This window comes from Pseudonocardia humida (assembly GCF_023898865.1).
In the GTDB taxonomy this organism is placed as follows: domain Bacteria; phylum Actinomycetota; class Actinomycetes; order Mycobacteriales; family Pseudonocardiaceae; genus Pseudonocardia; species Pseudonocardia humida.
The window spans coordinates 131,016-150,917 of the sequence record NZ_JAGSOV010000046.1 but is presented as its reverse complement, the minus strand read 5'-3'; the positions used below and the strand labels follow the sequence as shown (position 1 = coordinate 150,917).

20 protein-coding genes are annotated in these 19,902 nt (G+C 74.5%); 5 read left to right on the top strand and 15 right to left on the bottom strand.

Going from position 1 to position 19,902, the window contains the following annotated elements; genetic code table 11:
• Positions 1-83: 83 nt before the first annotated feature.
• Genes KDL28_RS22670 through KDL28_RS22660 form a run of 3 tightly spaced genes read right to left on the bottom strand, consistent with a single transcriptional unit; the run spans position 84 to position 3,149 of the window.
• Positions 84-1,196 carry a thiamine-phosphate kinase gene (locus KDL28_RS22670; protein WP_252441476.1) on the bottom strand — a complete coding sequence of 371 codons (1,113 nt, stop codon included), beginning with the start codon at positions 1,194-1,196 and terminating at the stop codon, positions 84-86.
• Positions 1,197-1,203: 7 nt separating this feature from the next.
• Positions 1,204-1,905 (bottom strand): hypothetical protein, encoded by a 702-nt coding sequence (locus KDL28_RS22665; RefSeq protein ID WP_252441475.1) that lies wholly within the window; start codon positions 1,903-1,905, stop codon positions 1,204-1,206.
• A gap of 11 nt (positions 1,906-1,916) precedes the next feature.
• A complete protein-coding gene (locus KDL28_RS22660) occupies positions 1,917-3,149 on the bottom strand; it encodes a helix-turn-helix domain-containing protein (protein ID WP_252441474.1) in 1,233 nt (410 codons plus the stop codon).
• Positions 3,150-3,514: 365 nt separating this feature from the next.
• Between KDL28_RS22660 and KDL28_RS22655 the strand changes: the two genes are divergently transcribed.
• Both KDL28_RS22655 and KDL28_RS22650 read left to right on the top strand, forming a co-directional pair.
• Positions 3,515-3,982 carry an SH3 domain-containing protein gene (locus tag KDL28_RS22655; protein WP_252441473.1) on the top strand — a complete coding sequence of 156 codons (468 nt, stop codon included), beginning with the start codon at positions 3,515-3,517 and terminating at the stop codon, positions 3,980-3,982.
• Positions 3,976-4,929, top strand: coding sequence for a hypothetical protein (locus tag KDL28_RS22650; RefSeq protein ID WP_252441472.1), 954 nt, complete (start codon positions 3,976-3,978; stop codon positions 4,927-4,929). The genes KDL28_RS22655 and KDL28_RS22650 overlap by 7 nt, the downstream gene beginning before the upstream one ends.
• Positions 4,930-4,936: 7 nt before the next feature.
• Here KDL28_RS22650 and KDL28_RS22645 read toward each other — a convergent pair whose 3' ends face one another.
• A complete protein-coding gene (locus tag KDL28_RS22645) occupies positions 4,937-5,713 on the bottom strand; it encodes a helix-turn-helix domain-containing protein (RefSeq protein ID WP_252441471.1) in 777 nt (258 codons plus the stop codon).
• Positions 5,714-5,764: 51 nt separating this feature from the next.
• Between KDL28_RS22645 and KDL28_RS22640 the strand changes: the two genes are divergently transcribed.
• The gene (locus tag KDL28_RS22640) at positions 5,765-6,340 is read left to right on the top strand and encodes a TIGR03086 family metal-binding protein (protein WP_252441470.1); all 576 of its coding nucleotides are present in this window, start codon (positions 5,765-5,767) and stop codon (positions 6,338-6,340) included.
• 85 nt (positions 6,341-6,425) lie between these two features.
• On the opposite strand, the gene uvrA is transcribed toward KDL28_RS22640, so the two are convergent.
• Both uvrA and KDL28_RS22630 read right to left on the bottom strand, forming a co-directional pair.
• On the bottom strand, positions 6,426-9,347 hold the full coding sequence (uvrA, locus tag KDL28_RS22635; RefSeq protein ID WP_252441520.1) for an excinuclease ABC subunit UvrA: 2,922 nt from the start codon (positions 9,345-9,347) through the stop codon (positions 6,426-6,428).
• Between the two features lie 303 nt (positions 9,348-9,650).
• A complete protein-coding gene (locus tag KDL28_RS22630; RefSeq protein WP_252441469.1) occupies positions 9,651-10,898 on the bottom strand; it encodes an alpha/beta hydrolase in 1,248 nt (415 codons plus the stop codon).
• 76 nt (positions 10,899-10,974) lie between these two features.
• Between KDL28_RS22630 and KDL28_RS22625 the strand changes: the two genes are divergently transcribed.
• Positions 10,975-11,382 (top strand): OsmC family protein, encoded by a 408-nt coding sequence (locus KDL28_RS22625; protein WP_252441468.1) that lies wholly within the window; start codon positions 10,975-10,977, stop codon positions 11,380-11,382.
• 28 nt (positions 11,383-11,410) lie between these two features.
• On the opposite strand, the gene KDL28_RS22620 is transcribed toward KDL28_RS22625, so the two are convergent.
• The 9 genes from KDL28_RS22620 to KDL28_RS22580 form a co-directional block, all read right to left on the bottom strand.
• Positions 11,411-12,976 carry a polyamine aminopropyltransferase gene (locus KDL28_RS22620; protein ID WP_252441467.1) on the bottom strand — a complete coding sequence of 522 codons (1,566 nt, stop codon included), beginning with the start codon at positions 12,974-12,976 and terminating at the stop codon, positions 11,411-11,413.
• Positions 12,973-13,428, bottom strand: a complete 456-nt coding sequence (locus KDL28_RS22615) for a DUF350 domain-containing protein (RefSeq protein WP_252441519.1) — start codon at positions 13,426-13,428, stop codon at positions 12,973-12,975. The genes KDL28_RS22620 and KDL28_RS22615 overlap by 4 nt, the downstream gene beginning before the upstream one ends.
• A gap of 17 nt (positions 13,429-13,445) precedes the next feature.
• Positions 13,446-13,838, bottom strand: coding sequence for a DUF4247 domain-containing protein (locus tag KDL28_RS22610; RefSeq protein WP_252441466.1), 393 nt, complete (start codon positions 13,836-13,838; stop codon positions 13,446-13,448).
• On the bottom strand, positions 13,835-14,350 hold the full coding sequence (locus tag KDL28_RS22605) for a DUF2617 family protein (protein WP_252441465.1): 516 nt from the start codon (positions 14,348-14,350) through the stop codon (positions 13,835-13,837). The genes KDL28_RS22610 and KDL28_RS22605 overlap by 4 nt, the downstream gene beginning before the upstream one ends.
• A gap of 117 nt (positions 14,351-14,467) precedes the next feature.
• Positions 14,468-15,169, bottom strand: coding sequence for an ABC transporter ATP-binding protein (locus tag KDL28_RS22600; RefSeq protein ID WP_252441464.1), 702 nt, complete (start codon positions 15,167-15,169; stop codon positions 14,468-14,470).
• Positions 15,166-15,921, bottom strand: a complete 756-nt coding sequence (locus KDL28_RS22595; protein WP_252441463.1) for an ABC transporter ATP-binding protein — start codon at positions 15,919-15,921, stop codon at positions 15,166-15,168. Before KDL28_RS22595 ends, KDL28_RS22600 begins: the two co-directional genes overlap by 4 nt.
• On the bottom strand, positions 15,921-16,913 hold the full coding sequence (locus KDL28_RS22590) for a branched-chain amino acid ABC transporter permease (RefSeq protein WP_252441462.1): 993 nt from the start codon (positions 16,911-16,913) through the stop codon (positions 15,921-15,923). Before KDL28_RS22590 ends, KDL28_RS22595 begins: the two co-directional genes overlap by 1 nt.
• 5 nt (positions 16,914-16,918) lie before the next feature.
• Positions 16,919-17,779 carry a branched-chain amino acid ABC transporter permease gene (locus tag KDL28_RS22585; RefSeq protein WP_252441461.1) on the bottom strand — a complete coding sequence of 287 codons (861 nt, stop codon included), beginning with the start codon at positions 17,777-17,779 and terminating at the stop codon, positions 16,919-16,921.
• Positions 17,779-19,014 carry an ABC transporter substrate-binding protein gene (locus KDL28_RS22580; protein WP_252441460.1) on the bottom strand — a complete coding sequence of 412 codons (1,236 nt, stop codon included), beginning with the start codon at positions 19,012-19,014 and terminating at the stop codon, positions 17,779-17,781. The genes KDL28_RS22585 and KDL28_RS22580 overlap by 1 nt, the downstream gene beginning before the upstream one ends.
• Positions 19,015-19,163: 149 nt before the next feature.
• Here KDL28_RS22580 and KDL28_RS22575 point away from each other — a divergent pair, with 149 nt between their 5' ends.
• On the top strand, positions 19,164-19,838 hold the full coding sequence (locus KDL28_RS22575) for an MBL fold metallo-hydrolase (protein ID WP_252441459.1): 675 nt from the start codon (positions 19,164-19,166) through the stop codon (positions 19,836-19,838).
• The last annotated feature ends 64 nt before the right edge of the window (positions 19,839-19,902 follow it).

Sequence of the window (19,902 nt, the reverse complement as noted above, 5' to 3'; positions counted from 1 at the left end):
CGCCACTGCCTCCGGGTTCAGGAGAGCCACGACGCCGCCCACTGCGGGTCGGCGGTGGCCCTTCCTGAGCTCCCGGGGGCGGTTCAGCCGGAGGGGTGGCTCCCGCTGAGCTCGCGCATGCGGTCGAGCGCGCCGCGGATGCCGACCCCGCGCCAGGACGTGCTGGAGAAGCGCTCCTGGTCGATGCCGTCCCAGGCGGCGGGCTCGGCGCCGCCGTCGTCCAGCAGGACGCGGCCGGTCGCGGCGGTCAGCTCCCCGATCTCCCGCGCCTGGGTGCCGACCTCCGCGAGGAGGCCGCGGGTGCGGACGACGTCGTCCGGGTGGACGGCGACGAGCAGGCACCAGTCGCCCCAGGTCTGGGCGAGCTGGAACGGGTGGACCCCCGCCCGCTCGCACACCCGCTCCAGCACCGGATCGAGCCGCACGTCGGTCCGCACCAGCGCACCGAGCCCGTTCGCCCGGCACAGGCTGCGGATGGCGGCGTAGAGCCCGTCCGAGACGTCGATGGCGCTGCGCGCCAACCCCTGGGTGGCGAGCACCCCGCCCGCGGGCAGTTGCGCCCGCGGGCGGCAGGCCCGGTCGAACATCTCGCGGTGCTCGTCCTCGGTGACCTCGGCGAAACCGTGGAACACCAGCGCCGCCCCCCACAGGTGGCCGGGCGACCCGACCAGCAGCAGCCGATCGCCGGCGACCGCGCCGCGGCGGCTCAGCCTGCGCACCGTCCCGTCCGGCCCGCCGTGGGCGCAGACGCCGACGGCGGTCGCGGAGAGCCGCATCTCGCGGCCCTCGCCGATGTCCCCGCCGAGCACCCGGGTGCCGTGCGCGGCGGCGCAGGCGTCGACCCCGTCCATGATCCGGCTCAGCGTGCGGGCCGGGGTCTCCGGCGGGAGGGTGTAGTTGACCACCAGACCCTCCGGCCGGGCGCCGGCCGCGGCGAGGTCGGACAGGTTGATGGTGGCCAGCAACCAGCCGGTGTGCACCGGGTCGGTCTCGCCGAGGCTGCAGACGAGCGCGGCACCGCAGGAGTCGGTGGTGATCACCCGGTCGCTGCCGAGCTGGGCGCAGTCGTCGCCGAACGACGGCACCGTGCGGTACCGGGGTTCGAGCATCTCCGCGACGATCCGCCGCTCACCGAGCTCGCTGAGCAGGAGGCCGGTGGACACGGCGGACGGCGGCTCGGCGGTCGGTGCGGTCATCGGGCACTCATCCCCTCGCGTCGAGGGCTGCGACCACGCCGGTCACCAACGCGCGGACCGCGTCGGCGTCGACCGCGTGCCCCAGGCTGCCCCTCGCGTCGAGGCCTTCGCCGTAGACGACGGCTGCCGGGTTCGTGTGCGGGCCCTGCACGAGCAGCGTCGCGACCAGGTCGTCGCCCTTCGGAGCCACAGTATGGATCCTGGTGGTCACGGTTTCGTAGCGGTCGCCGATGAGCACCTCGAATTCCCGGTCGCGGCGGAGGAACACCTTCGTGTCCGGCACGAGACTACGACCGTAGTAGGCGTAGCGGACGGTCTCCGCGTCCTCGCCGGAGACCGACGTCAGCAGCTCCTCGTACTCGACGACCTCCAGCCCCGCGCCGGCGAGGACGGTGGACGCGAAGTCCCAGCGGTGGCTGTGCGGGTCGGGCTCGCCGCGGCGGTCCTCCCCGGCCGGCCAGACGTGCAGCCGGATCCGGAACCCGGGCCCGTCGTGCAGCACGAGCTTGGCGAAGCCGTTGGCGTGCCAGTACGACGCCGCCGCGACCCGGTCGAGCCGCTCGGGGTCGGCGACCGTCGATCGGAGCCAGGCGACCAGCGCTCGCCGGTCGTCGAGCAGCAGGTCGAGAGCCGCGAGCAGGTCCTGCGACTCGCGGGACCCGGCGAGGCGGTCAGCGACCAGGCGTGTCGGGTGGCTGGGGAGGACCACCGGGGAGATCGTCAACTGAGGGCTCCGGTCTGAGGGGCGTGCGGTACGGGATACCCGGCGAGAGCGGCGCCTCGCAGCGCGAGGACGGCGTCGTGGCTCATCCAGACCGGCAGCCTGCCGTCCTGCTTCCACGCCCAGACGCCTTCTTCCGGGACATACGAGGACCAGAGGGTCCCGAAGGCACCCTCCAAGCGGCTCCGGGACACGCCCGCGCGGCCGATCAGGGCTCGGATGACGTGTGCGGAGGTGAAGTGGTCGACCGGAACGTCGAGGGTGGACTGTTCCGGGTCGACGCGCAGGATCTCGGTGACCCCGTCGTCGTTGCGCTCGGAGGCGAGCCACTCGACGGCCTGCCCGACAGCGTCCTCCACCTCCGGGTGGTCGACGAGCGCCGTCAGGGTCCGCAGTGCGACGACAGCTCGAGCGGTGTGCGTGACCGACGGCTCGACCCGGGCCTGGGCCACGGCCGAGTACGCCGCCCAGACCAGCCGTCCACCGACGTCCATGCGGGCGTCGAGGAGCAGCCGAACCAGTTCACCGACGAACGGGTGGCGCGGCCGCAGTTGCGCCAGGTTCTCCAGGACCGTGCTGAGCACGAACGTCCGGTGGCGGTCCTCGTCGTCCATCGACGTGCTCAGCCAGGTCCACGCCGCCTCGAGGTCGGCGGACTCCGCCCGGCCCACCCGCGTCAGCGTGCCCAGCACGACCGCGGTGACGTCCGGGCGCGGACGGTCCAGCACGCGGTTCGACCAGCCGCCGGCGTGCTGGCGACGACCCATCGTGCGCGCGATGGACCGCATGTCGATGTCGACCCGGTCGAGCAGCAGCAGGGTCCGCACGGCGAGCGCGGTGCTCCACGGGCTCGGGCGCCGCCGGCGGCTGCCGATCCCCTGGGCCCAACCGACGCACTCGTCGTCGTCCGGGTCCCGGACGACGGCGCCCACGAGCCGGTCGCCGACCGCCGCGAAGACCTGCGCCAGCGTGGCTCCCGACGGCTCGCCGACCGAGGCTCGGGCGGGGGCGACCCTGTCTACGTCGCCCGGGCCGGCGAGCCGAACCAGTTCGCCGTCGGCGCGCAGTGCTTCATCGAGGCGGCGCAGCGTGTCCGCCGCGGGGGTGAAGCGCCCGCTCTCCCACTGGGTCACGGTCGGTCGCTCGACCCCGACGGCCTCGGCGACCTGCCTCTGGCTGAGGCCCCGGTCGCCGCGCAACCTCCGGATCGCTGCCGACAGCGGGGTCCCCACGTCACTGCCTACCTTCCCCTACCTCCTGAGTAGGTGTTCTCCTACGAGTAGGAAGCTGTAGGTCCAAGTGTAGCTACTACCCTACGTAGGGGGTATCGCCCGATGTTCGCCAACGTTACCGCAGAAGCGTCTGTCGCCGACTTCGGGGCCAACCCTAGAGACATGATCGCGCCAGAAGCGGCCCACGTGCAATGTTTCGGCCCGGGCGCCCCTGCCGCCAACCGGCTCGAGCCGGTCGATGGCATCGTGCACACAGCGTGGCCACACGTTCTCCTACCTCCTACCTACACGGGTGATCGCGAGGCCGCCTGGACACGCCACGCTCGTGCTGTCAGCACCCACCCTCCCGAACGGCGGTGGTCGCGATGACCGGCACTCGAGGTAGGCCGGGATCCGACGCGGTCATCCGCGCGGGTCGGCTGCTCGCTGCGGCGGCGCTGCTGGTACTGCCGGTCGGCGGTTGTGCCGTCGCCGGACGGCTCCTGACCGCCGCCGGGACGGCGGCATCCGTCGTCGAGATGGTCGAACCCGGCGCGGAGGCGGGTGCTGCCACGTCGGCGGCAGCCGAACGCCGGACCGCGCACGCGGTGGTCAGCGGTACCGGCCGGTCCGGACTTCGACTCAACCGCGTTCCGGGGGCGGAGCGGCTGGCGGTGCTCCCGGACGGCACCCGCGTCGAGGTGCGCTGCCGCGCCGTCGGCCGGGTGGTCGGCGGGCCTTACGGGCCGACCGCCGCGTGGAGCTCCGTGCGCACGCCCGACGGCCGCACGGGCTACATGTCCGAGGCGTTCCTCCGGTTCGAGATCGACCCGGACGGGGTGTCCCCGTGCTGAGCCCCGCGCCGCCCTCCTCCGGCACCCGCGTGGGCGTGGCGGGCCGGCTGCGCGGCTGGGGATTCCGCGTCCTCGTCGGCCGGGGGCAGCGCCACGTCGGCCGGGCGCTGGACGCCGCGGAACGTGCCGAGGCGGCGGACGCCGCGGTCGCCGGACTCACGACCCTCCGGTCCGTGCCGCCGCGCTTGCAGGAGGCCCGGCGCGGCGTGCGCCTGCGGTTCGTCGCGGTCGGGCTGACGGCCCTCAACGCGGCGACGATCGTGCTGATGCTGACCCTCCCGGAGCAGACCGCCCAGGCCACGCGCGCCTCGACGGTCGTCATCGCCGTGCTGCTCGGTTCCCTCGTCGCCGCCGGCCAGCTGGCGTTCGCCGTGGCGCTGGGGCGCAGGCTGCGGGAGCCGCCGGTCTCGGCGTCCGCACCGGCGGGGCCGCACGCCCACTGGCCGGCCGCGATCGATGGGGCCGCACTGGCCCTGCTGAGCACGCTCGCCGGTTGGCTGATCTTCCTCTGGGCGCGCTCCCGGGCCCCCGCCGACCAGCCGCAGCTCGGCGTCCTGCTGGCGCTGGTCCTCGGGTTGCAGGCCTGGGTGGCACCGTGGCTGCTGGTCGCCGAGACCGCCGGTACGCCGCCGAGCCCTTCCCGCCGACGCGCCGTCCTCGACCACAGGCTGGCCGAGCTGACCGGCGAGAGCGCCCTCCACCGGTCGACCGCGCTGCGGGCGCTGGACGCGGCCCGGTCGGTGCAGCGGCGAGCGGAACGGATCTCGGCGCAGGAGGCCGAGCAGTCCGGCCGGCCGACCAGCGCGAGCTGGTCGCATGCGCTGCGACAGCTCGGCACGGCGATCACCGAGGCCGAGATCCGGTGCGCGACGCTGACCGGCGACCGGCGGGAGCCCGATCTGCGGCTCGTCCGGAAGCCGCCCGCCCCTGATCCACCGCCCCGGTGACGCCGTATCAGAGCGCCGGGTAGCGGGCGGCGTAGCGGGTGGGCGACTCGCCGAACAGGGCGGTGAAGTCGCGGACGAGGTGGGCCTGGTCGGCGTAGCCGAGCTCGGCGGCGACACCGGCCCAGTCCACCCGCCCGCCCGCGGCCATCCGCTCGGTCACCTCGCGGAGGCGGTAGCGGCGGATCACCCACTTCGGGGCGGCCCCCACGTGCTCGGCGAACAGCCGCTGCAAACCCCGCACGCTGCGGCCGGTGGCCACGGCGAGCTGGTCGACCCGGCCGATCGACGGGTCGGCCGCGACCAGGGCCACCACGTCGGTCGCCTCCGTCGCGCCGCCGTCGAGCCCGGGCGCGGGCAGGTGCCGGCGCAGCCACTCCTGCAGGGTGGCGGTCGTCACCGGCTCCGCGGGCGCGCCGGTGAACGCGGGCAGCGCGTCGGCCCGGACCGTGCGGTCGGTCAGCGCGGCCACCGGCCCGTCCAGGAAGGCGCGGAACGCCCCGGGCCGCACCGCCGCCCCGACCACCCGCCCGGGCCCGGACAGCACCTTCACCTGGAAGCCGGTGCACACGCCGTGCACCTCCGGGACGCCGCCGGGGACCATGCTGATCTGCACGTTCGGCATCGGGACGATCTTCTGCCGGTACGGGGTGGCGTAGTCCCACTCGACGGCCCAGTACCGCTCGAAGAACGGCGCGAGGTCGGCGGCCGGCTCCGGGAAGTCGATGCGCTGGTGGCGCACCCACGCCCCGTCGAGCTCGCGCGGGTCGCGCTCGGCGCGGGTCACGTGTCGCGTTCCTTCAATACCGCGGCCGGCGCCGTCCCTAGTGTCGCCGCCATGCCGACCGCACTGCTCCCGACCCAGCTCATGACGGCCGCCGCCGCTCCCCTGCCGGGGATCGTCCGCGCCGCAGCCCGCGCACCGCTGGACTCCCCCACCCCCTGCGCCGGGTGGGACCTGGCCGCGCTGGTGCGCCACCAGCTGTACTGGGCGCCGTTCCTGGCCGCCGCGGGCCGCCGGGCCGATGGCACCCCGGTCGCCGCGACGGAGCAGGACGTCCCGCTCGCCGACTGGGCCGCCGCCCTCGACGCCGCGCACGCCGACATCGTGGCCGCCTGGACCGACGGGGCCGCGTGGACCGGCACGACGACGATGGGCGGCCCCGACCCGATGCCGGCCCCGGTGATCGGCAACATGGTGCTCGGCGAGCTCGTCGTGCACGGCTGGGACCTGGCCCGCACCGCGGGCACCCCGGCGAGCTGGCCCGACGACGTCCTCGGACCGGTCCTGGACGCCGTGCGCGAGATGGGTCCGATGGGCCGCGAGATGGGGATCTTCGGCCCGGAGGTCGAGGTGCCCGCCGACGCCCCGCTCCTCGACAAGATCGTCGCCGCCACCGGCCGCACCCCCTGACCACCCGCCCGTCGCCACCGCGCACACCCCGTGGTCGCCGTGCACACGTCACGACGTGTGCGCGGCGGCCGGGCGGTGTGCATGGTCAGCTGGCGGCGGCGGCCTTCTTGCGCCGGGCCGGGGCCTTGCGCGGGGCCGGCTCGGCCTCGGGGGTGACCAGGTCGTGCAGGAACTGGCCGGTGTAGCTCGTCGGGTGCGCCGCGACCTGCTCCGGCGTGCCCTGGGCGACCACGGTGCCGCCGCCGGAGCCGCCCTCCGGGCCCATGTCGATGATCCAGTCGCTGGTCTTGATGACATCGAGGTTGTGCTCGATGACGATCACCGAGTTGCCCTTGTCGACCAGCCCGTTGATCACCAGCAGCAGCTTGCGGATGTCCTCGAAGTGCAGGCCCGTGGTGGGCTCGTCGAGGATGTAGACGGTGCGGCCGTTGGAGCGCTTCTGCAGCTCGCTGGCCAGCTTGACCCGCTGCGCCTCGCCGCCGGACAGCGTGGGCGCCGGCTGCCCCAGCCGCACGTACCCGAGCCCGACGTCGACCAGGGTGCGCAGGTAGCGGCTGATCGAGGTGATCGGGGCGAAGAACTCCGCGCCCTCCTCGATCGGCATGTCGAGCACGTCGGCGACCGTCTTGCCCTTGTAGTGGACCTCCAGGGTCTCCCGGTTGTACCGGGCGCCCTTGCAGACCTCGCACGGGACGTAGACGTCCGGCAGGAAGTTCATCTCGATCTTGATGGTGCCGTCGCCGGAGCACGCCTCGCAGCGCCCGCCCTTGACGTTGAACGAGAACCGGCCCGGCTGGTAGCCGCGGACCTTGGCCTCGGTGGTGGCCGCGAACAGCTTGCGGACCTGGTCCCACACGCCGGTGTAGGTGGCCGGGTTGGACCGGGGCGTGCGCCCGATCGGGGACTGGTCGACCCGGACCAGCTTGTCGAGGCCGTCGAGCCCGGTGATCCGGGTGTGCCTGCCGGGCACCTGGCGGGCGCCGTTGAGCTTGTTCGCCAGCACCGTCGCCAGGATGTCGTTGATCAGCGTCGACTTGCCGGAGCCGGAGACGCCGGTGATCGAGACCAGGCAGCCCAGCGGGATGTCGACGTCGATGCCGCGCAGGTTGTGCTCGCGGGCGCCGACGATCGTCAGCTTGCGCTTCGGATCGCGCGGGCGGCGGACCATCGGCACCGGGATCGAGCGGCGCCCCGACAGGTACGCGCCCGTCAGCGAGGTGTCGTGCGACTCCAGCCCGGCGACCGGGCCGCTGTGCACGATGTGGCCGCCGTGCTCGCCCGCGCCCGGACCGATGTCGACGGCCCAGTCGGCGGCGCGGATCGTGTCCTCGTCGTGCTCGACGACGATCAGCGTGTTGCCCATGTCGCGCAGCCGGACCAGGGTCTGGATGAGGCGGCGGTTGTCGCGCTGGTGCAGCCCGATGGACGGCTCGTCGAGCACGTAGAGCACGCCGACCAGCCCGGAGCCGATCTGCGTGGCCAGCCGGATGCGCTGCGCCTCGCCGCCGGACAGCGACCCCGCCGGCCGGTCGAGCGAGAGGTAGTGCAGCCCGACGTCGAGCAGGAACCCGAGCCGGGCCTGCACCTCCTTGAGCACCCGCCCGGCGATCATCGCCTGGCGCGCGTCGAGCACCATGCCGTCGAGGAACTCCGAGCACTCGGCCACCGACATCGCCGAGACCTCGGCGATGGACCGGTCGCCCTGCTCGCGGTGCTCCAGCGTGACCGCCAGCACCTCGGGCTTGAGCCGCGCGCCCTTGCACGTGGGGCACGGCACGTCGCGCATGTACCCCTCGTACTTCTCGCGCTGCGACTCCGAGTCGGTCTGGTCGAGGCGCCGGTCGAGGAACGGGATGACGCCCTCGAAGTTGGCGTAGTACGAGCGCTCGCGGCCGTAGCGGTTGCGGTACTTGACGTGGACCTGGTCGCCGCTGCCGTGCAGCACCGCCTTCTGGGCGGCGGCGGGCAGCTTGCGCCACGGGGTGTCCATCCGGAAGCCGATCGACTTGGCCAGGCCCTCCAGCAGCCGGCCGAAGTACTCCGCGGACTGCCCGCCCGCCCACGGCGCGATGGCACCGTCGGCCAGGGAGGCGTCCGGGTCGGGGACGACGAGCTCCGGGTCGACCTCCTTCTTGACGCCGATGCCGGTGCAGTCCGGGCAGGCGCCGTAGGGCGAGTTGAAGGAGAACGTGCGCGGCTCGAGGTCGTCGAGGCTGAGCGGGTGGCCGTTGGGGCAGGCCATGCGCTCGGAGAAGCGGCGCTCGCGGTGCGGGTCGTCGTCGGGCAGGTCGACGAAGTCGAGCACGACCAGGCCGTCGGCCAGGCGCAGCGCCGTCTCCACCGAGTCGGTGAGGCGCTGCTTGGCCGTGTCCTTGACGGCGAGCCGGTCGACCACGACGGAGATGTCGTGCTTCTCCTGCTTCTTCAGCGTGGGCGGGCTGCTGAGCTGGTGGACGGTGCCGTCGACCAGGACGCGCGAGTAGCCCTGCTGCTGCAGGTTGGTGAACAGGTCGACGAACTCGCCCTTGCGGGTGCGCACGACCGGGGCGAGCACCTGGAACCGGCTGCCCTCCTGCATCGCCAGCACCTGGTCGACGATCTGCTGCGGGGTCTGGCGCTCGATCACGTGGCCGCAGACCGGGCAGTGCGGCACCCCGGCGCGGGCGTAGAGCAACCGCAGGTAGTCGTAGACCTCGGTGATCGTGCCGACGGTGGAGCGCGGGTTGCGGTTGGTGGACTTCTGGTCGATGGAGACCGCGGGCGAGAGCCCCTCGATGAAGTCGACGTCGGGCTTGTCCATCTGGCCCAGGAACTGGCGCGCGTAGGCCGACAGCGACTCCACGTACCGCCGCTGGCCCTCGGCGAAGATCGTGTCGAACGCCAGGCTGGACTTGCCGGACCCGGACAGCCCGGTGAACACGACCAGGCTGTCGCGCGGGATGTCGAGGTCGACGCCGCGCAGGTTGTGCTCGCGGGCGCCGCGCACGACGAGGCGGGGCCCGTCGATCGCGCTCTCGGGCGCGCTCTCGGGCGCACTGTCGATCGGGCCGTCGACCCTGCCGTTCGTGGTGCCTTCGGCCACCGGGGAGCCCTCCTGGGATCGGTCCGCGGGCGCACGGCACCCGCGTTTCCATGCTAGGCGCGGCCACCGACAGAAACCCGGTCGGGGAAGTCGGTTCGGCCGGGCGGACCGGCTTCGGGGACCGGCTCGCCGCGCCGAGGATCGCACGCCTGTTCGAAGATCGGGCGAGCGGGTCGGCCCGCCGCCGTCACCACCAACAGGATGCCGCCCCGCGATGTTCCGCGCGCGTCAGGCGGCGGGCAGCAGCCGCTCCGCGCGCAGCGCCGCCGCGAGCGCGGGCCCGAGCAGCCGCTGCCTGCCGCGCCGCGGCAGCGCCGCCAGCCGGGGCGCCAGTGCCGGGAGCCGGTGGTGCGTGCCGGCCCCGACCGCGGCGGCGACCAGCAGCGCCAGGTCGGGGTGCCCGTCGAGGGTGCTGTGGCCGAAGTCGGGCACGGCCACCAGCACGGCGTCCGGGGCGAGCGCGACGGCCCGCTCCGCGACCGGGCGGGGCGTGCGCAGGTCGCGGTCGCCGGAGATGGCGGCGATCGGCCAGTCGAACGAGGGCAGTGCGGAGGGCAGGTCGTACGGCTCGCGGTCGAACGCCCGCCGCCGCCCGGCCTCGGCGAAGGACGTCTGCGGGTCGAGCGGGTGGCCGTCGGGCGGGGTGCCGAACCCGAGCTCGCCGAAGGCGATACCGACGACCAGGTCGGGCTCGAAGACGTACCGGACGCCGCGGCCGGTCGACTCCTGCTCGCCCAGGCGCGCCAGCCACGCCCAGGTGCGGCGGGCGCGCCCGGCCCGCGCGGCGGTGAGGAACGCGCCGAGCCCGGCCGGGCCGAGGAACTCGTAGACGATCTGCACGACCGGACCGACCTCGGCGGCGGGCACCGCGCCCGACCCCGAGAGCGCCCGCACCTGCGCGGCCAGGTGCGCGGTCGCCGGGTCGGCGCCGTCCCACAGCAGCCGGCGCAGGTTGGCCCGGGCGTCGTCGGGCAGCCGGGCGGAGAGCACCGGCGAATCCAGCACCATGCCGGCGACCCGGTCGGGGTGGCGCAGGCCGAAGCCCTGGGCCAGGTAGGTGCCGTACGACGAGCCGTACACGACCGCACGGTCGACACCGGCGTCGTCGAGCACGGCGGCGACGTCGGAGACCGCGGCCTCCACCGTCACCGCGTCGACCGGCAGGTCGTGACCGTGGTCGTCGCGCCGGGACAGCCCGACGCCGCGGTGCTCCACCATGATCACGTCCAGCCCGCGGGCCGCGGCGATCTTGCGGAAGGGCCGGTACGGCAGCACCGACGCCAGCCCCGGACCGCCCGGCAGCACGACGATCGGCGTGCCGGTGCCGTGCGACGTGCGCACGTAGGTCAGCGGGAAGGTGGCAGCGCCCGCCCCATCGGCACCGCGCGGGCCGTGCACCGGTCGCCGGACCACCCGCCCGACCGGCGGGGCGGCCGCCCGCCGCGCGATCCTCCCGAACCGATCCGCCTCGTCCATGCGACCCCCTCGGTCGGGCAACGCGCGCGAGGGCCCGGGTGGTTCCCGCACCACCGCGCCGAACTACTGTGCCGACGTGGGTGAACCCAACGTCTGGTCGGTGGCCCGGCTCGCCGACGTCGAGGACCGCAACGCCGAGGTCACGGTCAACGGCTTCGAGCTGCCCTGCGAGATCCCCGCCGACCACGGCCCCGAGCCGGCCGGCGCCACCCCGTTCGGCCTGCTGGCCGGATCGCTCGCGGCGTGCACCGCGATGTCGGTGCGCACCTTCCTGCGCACCTGGCGGATCAGCCCCGGCGCCGTCGAGGTGCGGGTGGCGGTGCGCCCGGGCGCGCCGCCGATGATGGACCGGCAGGTGTCGGTGCAGGGCGACGTCGAGCCCGACCTGCGCGAGCAGCTGGCCGTGGAGATCGACAACACCCCGGTGACCCGGCTGCTGCGCGACGCCCTGACCATCCGCACCACCCTCCGCACCGGCCCCTGACCGCCCGCCACCCGGTCCGCCCGGACGGTCAGTGCGCGTAGCCAAGGCGCATGTCGTCGACGATCCGCGGCCGGTCCAGGGTGGAGGGTTCCAGCACCTGGGGGCGGCGGTCGCGCGGGAAGGCGGTGGCCGCGCTCAGCGTCGCGGCGTCGAGGAACCGCAGCGGCGGCGCCGAGGGCGACAGCGCCGGCTGCGGGGCGGCGGGGCCGGCCGCGGCCAGCGCGAAGCCCCAGTCGCCGAAGCTCGGCACGTGCACGTGGTACGGGGTGACCGCGAAGCCGGCCGACCCGATGGTGCTGATCGTGCGCCAGAACGCCGTGGGCGTGGAGAAGGGGCTGCCCGACTGCACCGCGACCAGCCCGCCGGGTGCCAGCACCCGGGAGACCATCCCGTAGAACTCCGTGGAGTAGAGCCGGGCCAGCACCGGGGTGTCCGGGTCGGGGAGGTCGACGACGACGGCGTCGAACCCGGCCGTCGGGGCGGTGCGCAGCCAGCCGAAGGCGTCGTCGAGCACCAGCCGCAGCCGCGGGTCGTCGAGCGCGCCGCCGTTCAGCCCGGCCAGCCGCGTGCGGGCCAGCTCGACGACCGCCGGGTCGAGCTCGACCTGCACCGCCTCGCGCACCGACGGGTGGCGCAGCACCTCGCGGGCCGCCAGGCCGTCGCCGCCGCCGAGGACCAGCACCCTGGCCGGGTCGCGGGCCAGCACCGGGTGCACCAGCGACTCGGTGTAGCGGTGCTCGTCGCGGCTGGAGAACTGCAGGTCGCCGTCCAGGAACAGGCGCACGTCGTCGCCGCGCTCGGTCAGCACGATCTGCTGGTACGCCGAGAGCTCCGAGGCGATCACGGGGTCGCGGTACAGCCGCTGCTGGGAGGTGATCTCGATGTCGCGGGCCTGCACCAGCAGCACGCCGAGCGCGAGCGCGGCGGCCAGCAGCGCCGCGGCCGACCCGCCGCGGGCCCGCCCGCTGAGCTGCGCGCGCAGCAGGAAGGTGGCCACCACCGCCGCGGCGACCAGGTTGACCACCCCGGTCAGCGCGGCCCCGCGGATCTGCCCGGCCATCGGCAGCAGGACGAACGGCCAGGCCAGGCCGCCCACGACGGCTCCGGCGTAGTCGGCGGCGTTGAGGTTCGCGAGCAGCCGGCCGGTGCCCGCGGCGCCGTCGTCGGCGGTGCGGCCCTGCTGCAGCAGCGTCATCAGCAGTGGCACCTCGGCCCCGACCAGCACGCCGAGCACCGCCGTGGCCAGCACCAGCACGGCGGTGCTCGGGCCCTGGAAGGAGAAGGCCACGTAGAGCGCCGCGGCGCTGAGCCCGCCCGCCGCGCCGAGCAGGATCTCGACCGCGACGAACACCGCCGCCGCGTGCCCGAGCAACGGCTTGACCAGCAGCGCGCCCGCGCCCAGCGCGGCGACGAACCCGGCCACGATCAGCGAGGTCTCGGTGACCCCGCCACCGGCCAGGGTGACCGAGAGCGTGAGCAGGATCAGCTCGTAGACCAGCCCGCAGGCCGCGCACACCGCCACCGCGGCGAGCAGCACGACCCGGCCCCGCCGACCGATCGGCACCGGGTCGGCCGCGGTCGCGGTCGCCGTCACGACAGGGCGGCGGCGTTCACCGCTCCGATCGCCACCAGGCTGGCCCCGACCGCCCAGGCCGCTCCGGACATGCGCGGCTCGCCGACCATCGCGCGCAGGTGGCCGGGCACGAACGCGTCCAGCAGCCGCAGCGCCACCGCCTGCAGCACGACGCCGAGCGCGCCGTAGACCGCGGAGTCGACCAGCCCCTGGCCGAGCGCGTCGTCGCTGGTCATGATCGCGGTGACCACGACGATGGCCAGGGCGAGGTGGTTGGCGCCCAGCAGGATCGCCGCGTTCGGGTTGCGCTCGGTGTAGACCTGGTGGCGCAGCCTGCCCGGGGTGATCAGGTCCAGGGCCAGGAACCCGAGCCCGAGCACGCCGAGACCGACCACGAAGTACAGCAGCGTGGCCAGCACGCCCGCGCCCAGCGCGGCCCCGTCGACCGACCCGAACTGCAGCGCCGCTGGCATGGCGTTCACGGGGTCCCTCACTTCGCGTCGTCGTCGTCGATGTCGCCCGCGGGCGAGCCGGGGTCGAACCCGGACCCGAGGTGGCGGTACTGGCCGCTGCGGTAGGCGCCGTCGAGGTCCTCGACGCGGACGGTGCTGGTCGCACCGGCCGGCTCGACCACGACGATGTCGTCGTCGTAGCGCAGGTACTCGCCGCGGGCGTCGGCGGCCCGGGCCACGGGCGGGACACCCCCGGCGATGGTGGTCGCGGTGCGCTGCACGGGATCGGTGGACGTGTAGTAGGCCGTGTCGCCGCTGGTCCGCAGCTCGTCGAACGCGCCGTCGACGAAGCCGCGCACCGCCGAGTCCGACCCGCAGCCGGCCAGCAGCAGCGCGGTCCCCGCCAGCACGGCCGCCGTGGCGCGCCTCACGGCGTCCACCGGCTCCGGGTCCGCACGATCACACCCCCAGCCTCCCCCGGGTAGAGGTGCCAGGTCCGCCAGGCCCAGCCGCCCGGCACCGCGGCCCCCCGCAGCGCGGTGAGGGCCGTGCGGACGGCGGGGTCCGCGCCCGGGAAGGCCGCGCACAGCCAGCCGTGGTCGCCGGCGAGCGCACCGAGGCGGGCCGCCGTACCCGCCAACTCCTCCGGCGCGACCCGCGCCGTCACGGCCGTCATGGTGTAGCCGGGGCGGTCCGCGCGGGGCGGCAGCGCCTCCCCGCCACCGGCGACGGCCGCGCAGGACACCTGCTCGGTCATCCGGTGCCCCGGCCGGGTGGCCAGCACGGCGTGCGAGGCACCCAGGACGTGCAGCACGAGCTCCCCGCCGTCGTCGTCGCGCAGCGCCAGGTCGGCGAGCGCGGGCGGGACCGGCGCGTCCAGCAGCAGGCCGAGCGCCTCCGCGGCGACGTCGAGCGGGGCGATGTCGAGCACACGGAGCGTCATCGGCTCCACCCGTGGTTCTGCGCGTTCATCCGATCGGGGCTCCAGTGCGGCGACGGGGTGCCGAACCGTAGCGCCTTCGCGCGGACGTACCGCCGTCGGGTCGACATCGGACGACGATCAGGCGACGCCGAGGAGGCGCTGGGCGGTGGCACGGTCGCGGCGGAAGTCGTCGGTCGGGACCCGGTGGACCAGCACGCCCTTGTCCATCACCGCGATCTCGTCGGCGACCGCGAACGCCAGGTGCAGGTCCTGCTCGACGAGCAGCACGGCCACCCCTTCGGCCCGCATCGTCGTGATCACCTCGGCGACCTGGTCGACGACCGCGGGGGCCAGGCCGTCGGAGGGCTCGTCGAGCAGCACGAGCCGCGGGTTCGTCAGCAGGGCCCTGGCGATCGCCAGCATCTGCTGCTCGCCGCCGGAGAGCCGACCCGCCGGATGGCGGCGGCGCTCGGCCAGCCTCGGCAGCAGGTCGAGCACGCCGTCGACGGTCCAGGTGCCGCGGCGGCGCCCGGAGGCCAGCGCGAGGTGCTCGGCCACCGTCAGCGGCGCCCACACCCGCCTGCCCTGCGGCACCAGCGCCACCCCGGCCCGGGCGATCCGGTCGGGGCGGCGCCCGGCGAGGTCCTCGCCGTCCAGCCGGACGGTGCCCTCGCTCACCGGGACCAGCCCGGCCAGCGTCATGACCAGCGTCGACTTGCCGACGCCGTTGCGCCCCAGCAGCCCCAGCGCGCCGCCGGCGGCCAGGTCGAGGTCGATGCCGTGCAGGACGCGGCCCCGGTCGTAGCCGGAGACCAGCCCGCGCACTTCGAGGAACGTCATCCCAGGAACAGCTCCTCGCGCCGCTTCGCCCCGAGGTAGGCCTCGCGGACGTCCTCGCTGGCCCGCACCTCGTCCGGGGTGCCGGAGAGCAGGACCTCGCCCAGGTGCAGCACGGTGACCGCGTCGGCCACCGAGAACACCAGGTCGAGGTCGTGCTCGACGATCAGCAGGGTGATGTCGGCCGGCAGCTCGGCCAGCACCTCGACCAGCCGGGCCCGCTCGGCGGCCGACATGCCGGCCGCGGGCTCGTCGAGCAGCAGCAGCGACGGCCGGCAGGCCAGCGCCACCGCGACCTCGAGCTGCTTGCGCTCGCCGTGCGAGAGCGCGGGCACCGGGGTGCTCCCCCGCCCGGCCAGCCCGACGCCGGCCAGCAGCTCCTCCGCGCGCTCCCGCACGGCGGGCCGGCGGCGCGGCCACGGCACGATCCGGCCGCCGTCGTGGCGCTGCACGGCGAGGGCGACGGTCTCGGTGGCGGTCATCGAGGCGAACAGGCTGGCGTGCTGCATGGTCTGGCTCATCCCGAGCCGGCAGCGGGCGACCTCGGACTGCCCGGTGACGTCGCGCCCGGCCAGCTCGACGGTGCCCGCGTCGGCCCGCATGGTGCCGGTGACCAGCTTGAACAGCGTCGACTTCCCGGCGCCGTTCGGTCCGATGAGGGCGTGCCGGGCGCCCGGTGCGACCTCCAGGTCGACGCCGTCGACCGCGGCCAGCGCGCCGAACGAGCGGCGCAGGCCGGAGCAGCGCAGCGCCATCACGGTGACCTCCCCGGCTCGCGGCGGGGCCGGCGCAGCCCGGCGGCGCCGCGCGGCAGCAGGTAGACGACGAGCACGAAGACCAGGCCGAGCACGAGCGGGCCGTGCCCGTCCAGGCTCGCCCCGAGCGTCTCGCGGACCAGCACGACGACGGCCGCGCCCAGGCACGCGCCCCACAGCGAACCGGCGCCGCCGATCACCACCGCGAGCAGCGCGAACGACGAGGTGAGGAAGCTCAGGTCGGCCGGGGTCACCAGGCGCTGCTGGGCCGCCAGCAGCGAGCCGGCCACCCCGGCCACGGAGCCGGCCAGCACGAAGACCGCGTACTTGTAGACCGCCGTCGGGTAGCCCACCGCGCGCATGCGCGGCTCGTTGTCGCGGATGCCGCGCAGCGCCGCGCCCCACGGTGAGCGGGCCACCAGCCACACCAGGACGAACCCGAGCACCCCGACCGCCAGCACGTACCAGTACAGCAGCCCGGCGTTGACCAGCGGCTCCCCGCCGATCCGCACCGACGGCACGCCGGTCAGGCCGTTGGCCCCACCGGTCGCGTCCTCCCAGGTGTTGGCCAGCTGCTGCACCGTCTCGCCGATGGCCAGGGTGAGCATCAGGAAGAACACGCCGCCGGTGCGCACCGTGATCCAGCCGGTGAGCGCGGCGGCCACGGCCCCGGTCGCCGCCCCGACCAGCAGCGGGACGGGCGCCTCGGCCGTGACGTTGATCGACACCCAGCCCGCGGCGTACGCCCCGGCGCCGAAGTAGGCGGCGTGCCCGAGCGAGGGCAGGCCGGTGACGCCGACCAGCAGGTCGAGGCTGACCGCGAACAGCGCGAACACCACGATGCGGGTGAGCGTGGTGGTGGCGAACGGGGCCAGGAACAGCGGGGCGGCCGCCAGCACGACCAGCACCACCACCGCGATGATGCGCGGCAGCCCGCGGCGCAGCCCGCTCGGCTCCGCGGGCGCGTCCGGCGCCGGGGTTCGGGTCTCCACGGCTGTCATCGTGCCCGGGCCCCCACCCCGCCGAGGATCCCCTGGGGGCGCAGCACCAGCACGAGGGCCAGTGCGGCGAACAGCACGAAGGAGGCGAGCTCGGGCAGCAGCAGCCGGCCGAGGGTGTCGACCTGGCCGATGATCAGCGCGCCGAGCAGCGCGCCGCGCACCGAACCGAGCCCGCCGATGACCACGACGACCAGCGCCAGGATCAGCACGGTGGCGTCGAGGCCGGGACGGGCCCCGTAGATGGGGCCGCCGAGCACCCCGGCCGTGGTGGCCAGCAGCGAACCGACGCCGAACACCACGACCTTGACCAGCCGGTTGTCCACGCCGAGCGCGGCGACCATCTCCCGGTCGGCGACGGTGGCCCGCACCAGCGCGCCGATCCGCGTGCGCTCCACGACCACGTGCACGACCAGCGCCAGCACCGCGCCCACCCCGATCAGCACCAGCCGGTAGGTCGGGTAGGTGGCGCCGAGCACGGTGACCGAGCCGTCGAGCCCGGGCGGCGCCGGGACCGACAGCGGGTCGTCGCCGAAGACGATGATCAACCCCTCGGCCGCCACGAACGCCACGCCCAGCGTCAGCAGGGCCTGGTCGAGGTGGGAGCGGTTGCGCAGGGGCTCGGTCATCAGCGAGAGCAGGCCCCCGAGGGCCAGCCCGGCGACCGCGGCGACGGCCAGTGCGGCGAGGAAGCCGCCCCAGCTGCCGGCGAACGCGGCCCCCAGGTAGGCACCGCCCAGGAACAGCGCCCCGTGCGCCAGGTTCAGCACGTCCATCATGCCGAACACCAGCGACAGCCCCACCGCCAGGATGAACAGCAGGAACCCGATGGCGAAGCCGTTGAGGACGCTGACGAGCATCAGGCCGCCGGCTGGCTCTGCGGACCGAGGTCCTGCACGACCGCGTTGACGAACGTGCCGCCGACGTTCTCGACCTTGCGCAGGTAGATGTTCTGCTTCGGGGTCTGGTTCTCGAACTCCCACGGCCCGCGCGGGCTGTCGTCGACGGTGCCGATGCCGCCCAGCGCCGTGCTCAGCGCGTCGCCGTCGAGCGCGGTGGCCGTGGCCAGCGCCCGGTTGAGCACGTTGGCCGCGTCGTAGGACTGCACCGAGAAGCAGCTGGGCGACTCGCCGCCGTAGGCGTCCTTGTAGGCCTGCACGAACGCCGTGTTGGCCGGGTTGTCCAGCTGGTCGCTGTAGTGCAGCGTCGTCTGCACGCCCAGCGCGGCGTCGGCCTGCTGGGTGAGCACGCTGCCCTCGGTGAGGAAGCCCGAGCCGTACAGCGGGATCGTCGAGGACAGCCCGAACTGCTGGTACTGCTTGACGAAGGCGATGGCCTCTGCGCCGGAGTAGAAGCAGAACGTGGCCTTGGCGCCGGACTGCTGGATGCCGGTCAGGAACGGCTGGTAGTCGGTCGTGGTGCCGAACGGCGTGAGCACCGAGGAGATCACCGTGCCGCCACCGGCCTGGAAGGCGTTGGTGAAACCGGTGATGACCTCCTTGCCTGCCGCGTAGTCCGGGGCGATCACGTAGACCGCCTCCTTGAACCCGGACGAGGCCAGGTGGGTGCCCATCGCCGCGGCGATCTGGCCGTTGGTGAACGACGAGCGCCAGATGTAGGGGGTGCGCTGGGCCCGGGTGACGTCCTCGGCCCCGGCGTTGGTGACGATCAGCAGCTTCTTGGCCTCGGCCAGGGTGTCCTTGACCCCCAGCGCGGTGGCCGAGTTGACCAGGCCGACCACGACGTCGACGCCGTCGCTCTGCAGCACCTTCTGCACCGCAGGGACGCCGGTCGGCGGGCCCTCGCCCTCGTCGGCGATCACGGTCTCGACCGTGCGGTCGCCGAACTTGCCGCCGTTCTGGTTCAGCCACAGCTCCCAGCCGCGCTGCAGGTCGGTGCCCAGCGCGGCGTAGACGCCGGACTGCGGGACGACGAGGCCGACCTTGACCGCGCCGCCCCCACCACCCCCGGACCCGCCGGAGCCGGTGTCGCCGCCGCCCACGCTGCTGCCGCACGCGGACAGCACGGGCAACGTCGCCGCGGCCCCGAAGAGGCCGAGCAGTCGGCGGCGGGTGAGGATGGGGTGCTCTCCCATGGTGGTGTGCGCTCCTCGTCGAACGGCCGGGTAGCCAGGGTCGACAGATCGTGGTCGAAACGTAAAGGATCTGTCAACAATCGCGGGCCGCTGACCGGGAGACCGCGATGCAACCGTTACCGAGCGTGACCCGACTACGCTCCCCGGGTGTGGACGTCCTGGACAGCTACTCCGGTCACGCCGATCCCGGCGGCCCCGCCACCCGTCGCGACCTCGGCGCGCTGAGCGTCACCAAGGTGTCCGTCGGCCCGATGGACAACAACGCCTACCTGCTGGTCTGCCGGGCCACGAACGAGGCCCTGCTGATCGACGCGGCGAACGAGCCCGAGCGGCTGGCCGACCTCATCGGCGCCGGCGACGGCCGCCCCGAGCTGCGCCTCGTCGTCACCACCCACCGCCACCAGGACCACTGGCAGGCCCTCGGCGCGGTGGCCGGCATGTTCGAGACCGAGCAGATCGCCCACCCCGCCGACGCCGCCGAGCTGCCCGTCCCGGTCGACGTCCTCGTCGAGCACGGCGACCGCATCGCCTTCGGCGAGATCGAGCTCGACGTCATCCACCTCCGGGGCCACACCCCCGGCTCCATCGCCCTGCTCTACCGCGGCGACGAGCGCCCGCACCTGTTCACCGGCGACTCCCTGTTCCCCGGCGGCCCCGGCAAGACCGCGGGCCCGCCCGAGTTCACCTCACTGATGGACGACCTGGAGGCCAGGGTGTTCGGCGAGCTGCCGGACGCGACGTGGGTCTACCCCGGCCACGGCGACGACACCACCCTCGGCCAGGAGCGCCCGTCACTGCCCGAGTGGCGAGCGCGCGGCTGGTGAGCTGAGCACCAGCACGACGGGGCACGCCTTCAGCAGCGGCGCCGAGGTCAGTCGATCTTCGATC

What these genes read in the sequence shown, in the direction of transcription:
- KDL28_RS22670 (WP_252441476.1), bottom strand. Translation starts at nt 1,196, where the DNA reads ATGACCGCACCGACCGCCGAGCCGCCGTCCGCCGTGTCCACCGGCCTC.
- KDL28_RS22655 (WP_252441473.1), top strand. Translation starts at nt 3,515, where the DNA reads ATGACCGGCACTCGAGGTAGGCCGGGATCCGACGCGGTCATCCGCGCG.
- KDL28_RS22640 (WP_252441470.1), top strand. Translation starts at nt 5,765, where the DNA reads ATGCCGACCGCACTGCTCCCGACCCAGCTCATGACGGCCGCCGCCGCT.
- KDL28_RS22630 (WP_252441469.1), bottom strand. Translation starts at nt 10,898, where the DNA reads ATGGACGAGGCGGATCGGTTCGGGAGGATCGCGCGGCGGGCGGCCGCC.
- KDL28_RS22615 (WP_252441519.1), bottom strand. Translation starts at nt 13,428, where the DNA reads ATGCCAGCGGCGCTGCAGTTCGGGTCGGTCGACGGGGCCGCGCTGGGC.
- KDL28_RS22605 (WP_252441465.1), bottom strand. Translation starts at nt 14,350, where the DNA reads ATGACGCTCCGTGTGCTCGACATCGCCCCGCTCGACGTCGCCGCGGAG.
- KDL28_RS22600 (WP_252441464.1), bottom strand. Translation starts at nt 15,169, where the DNA reads ATGACGTTCCTCGAAGTGCGCGGGCTGGTCTCCGGCTACGACCGGGGC.
- KDL28_RS22595 (WP_252441463.1), bottom strand. Translation starts at nt 15,921, where the DNA reads ATGGCGCTGCGCTGCTCCGGCCTGCGCCGCTCGTTCGGCGCGCTGGCC.
- KDL28_RS22585 (WP_252441461.1), bottom strand. Translation starts at nt 17,779, where the DNA reads ATGCTCGTCAGCGTCCTCAACGGCTTCGCCATCGGGTTCCTGCTGTTC.
- KDL28_RS22580 (WP_252441460.1), bottom strand. Translation starts at nt 19,014, where the DNA reads ATGGGAGAGCACCCCATCCTCACCCGCCGCCGACTGCTCGGCCTCTTC.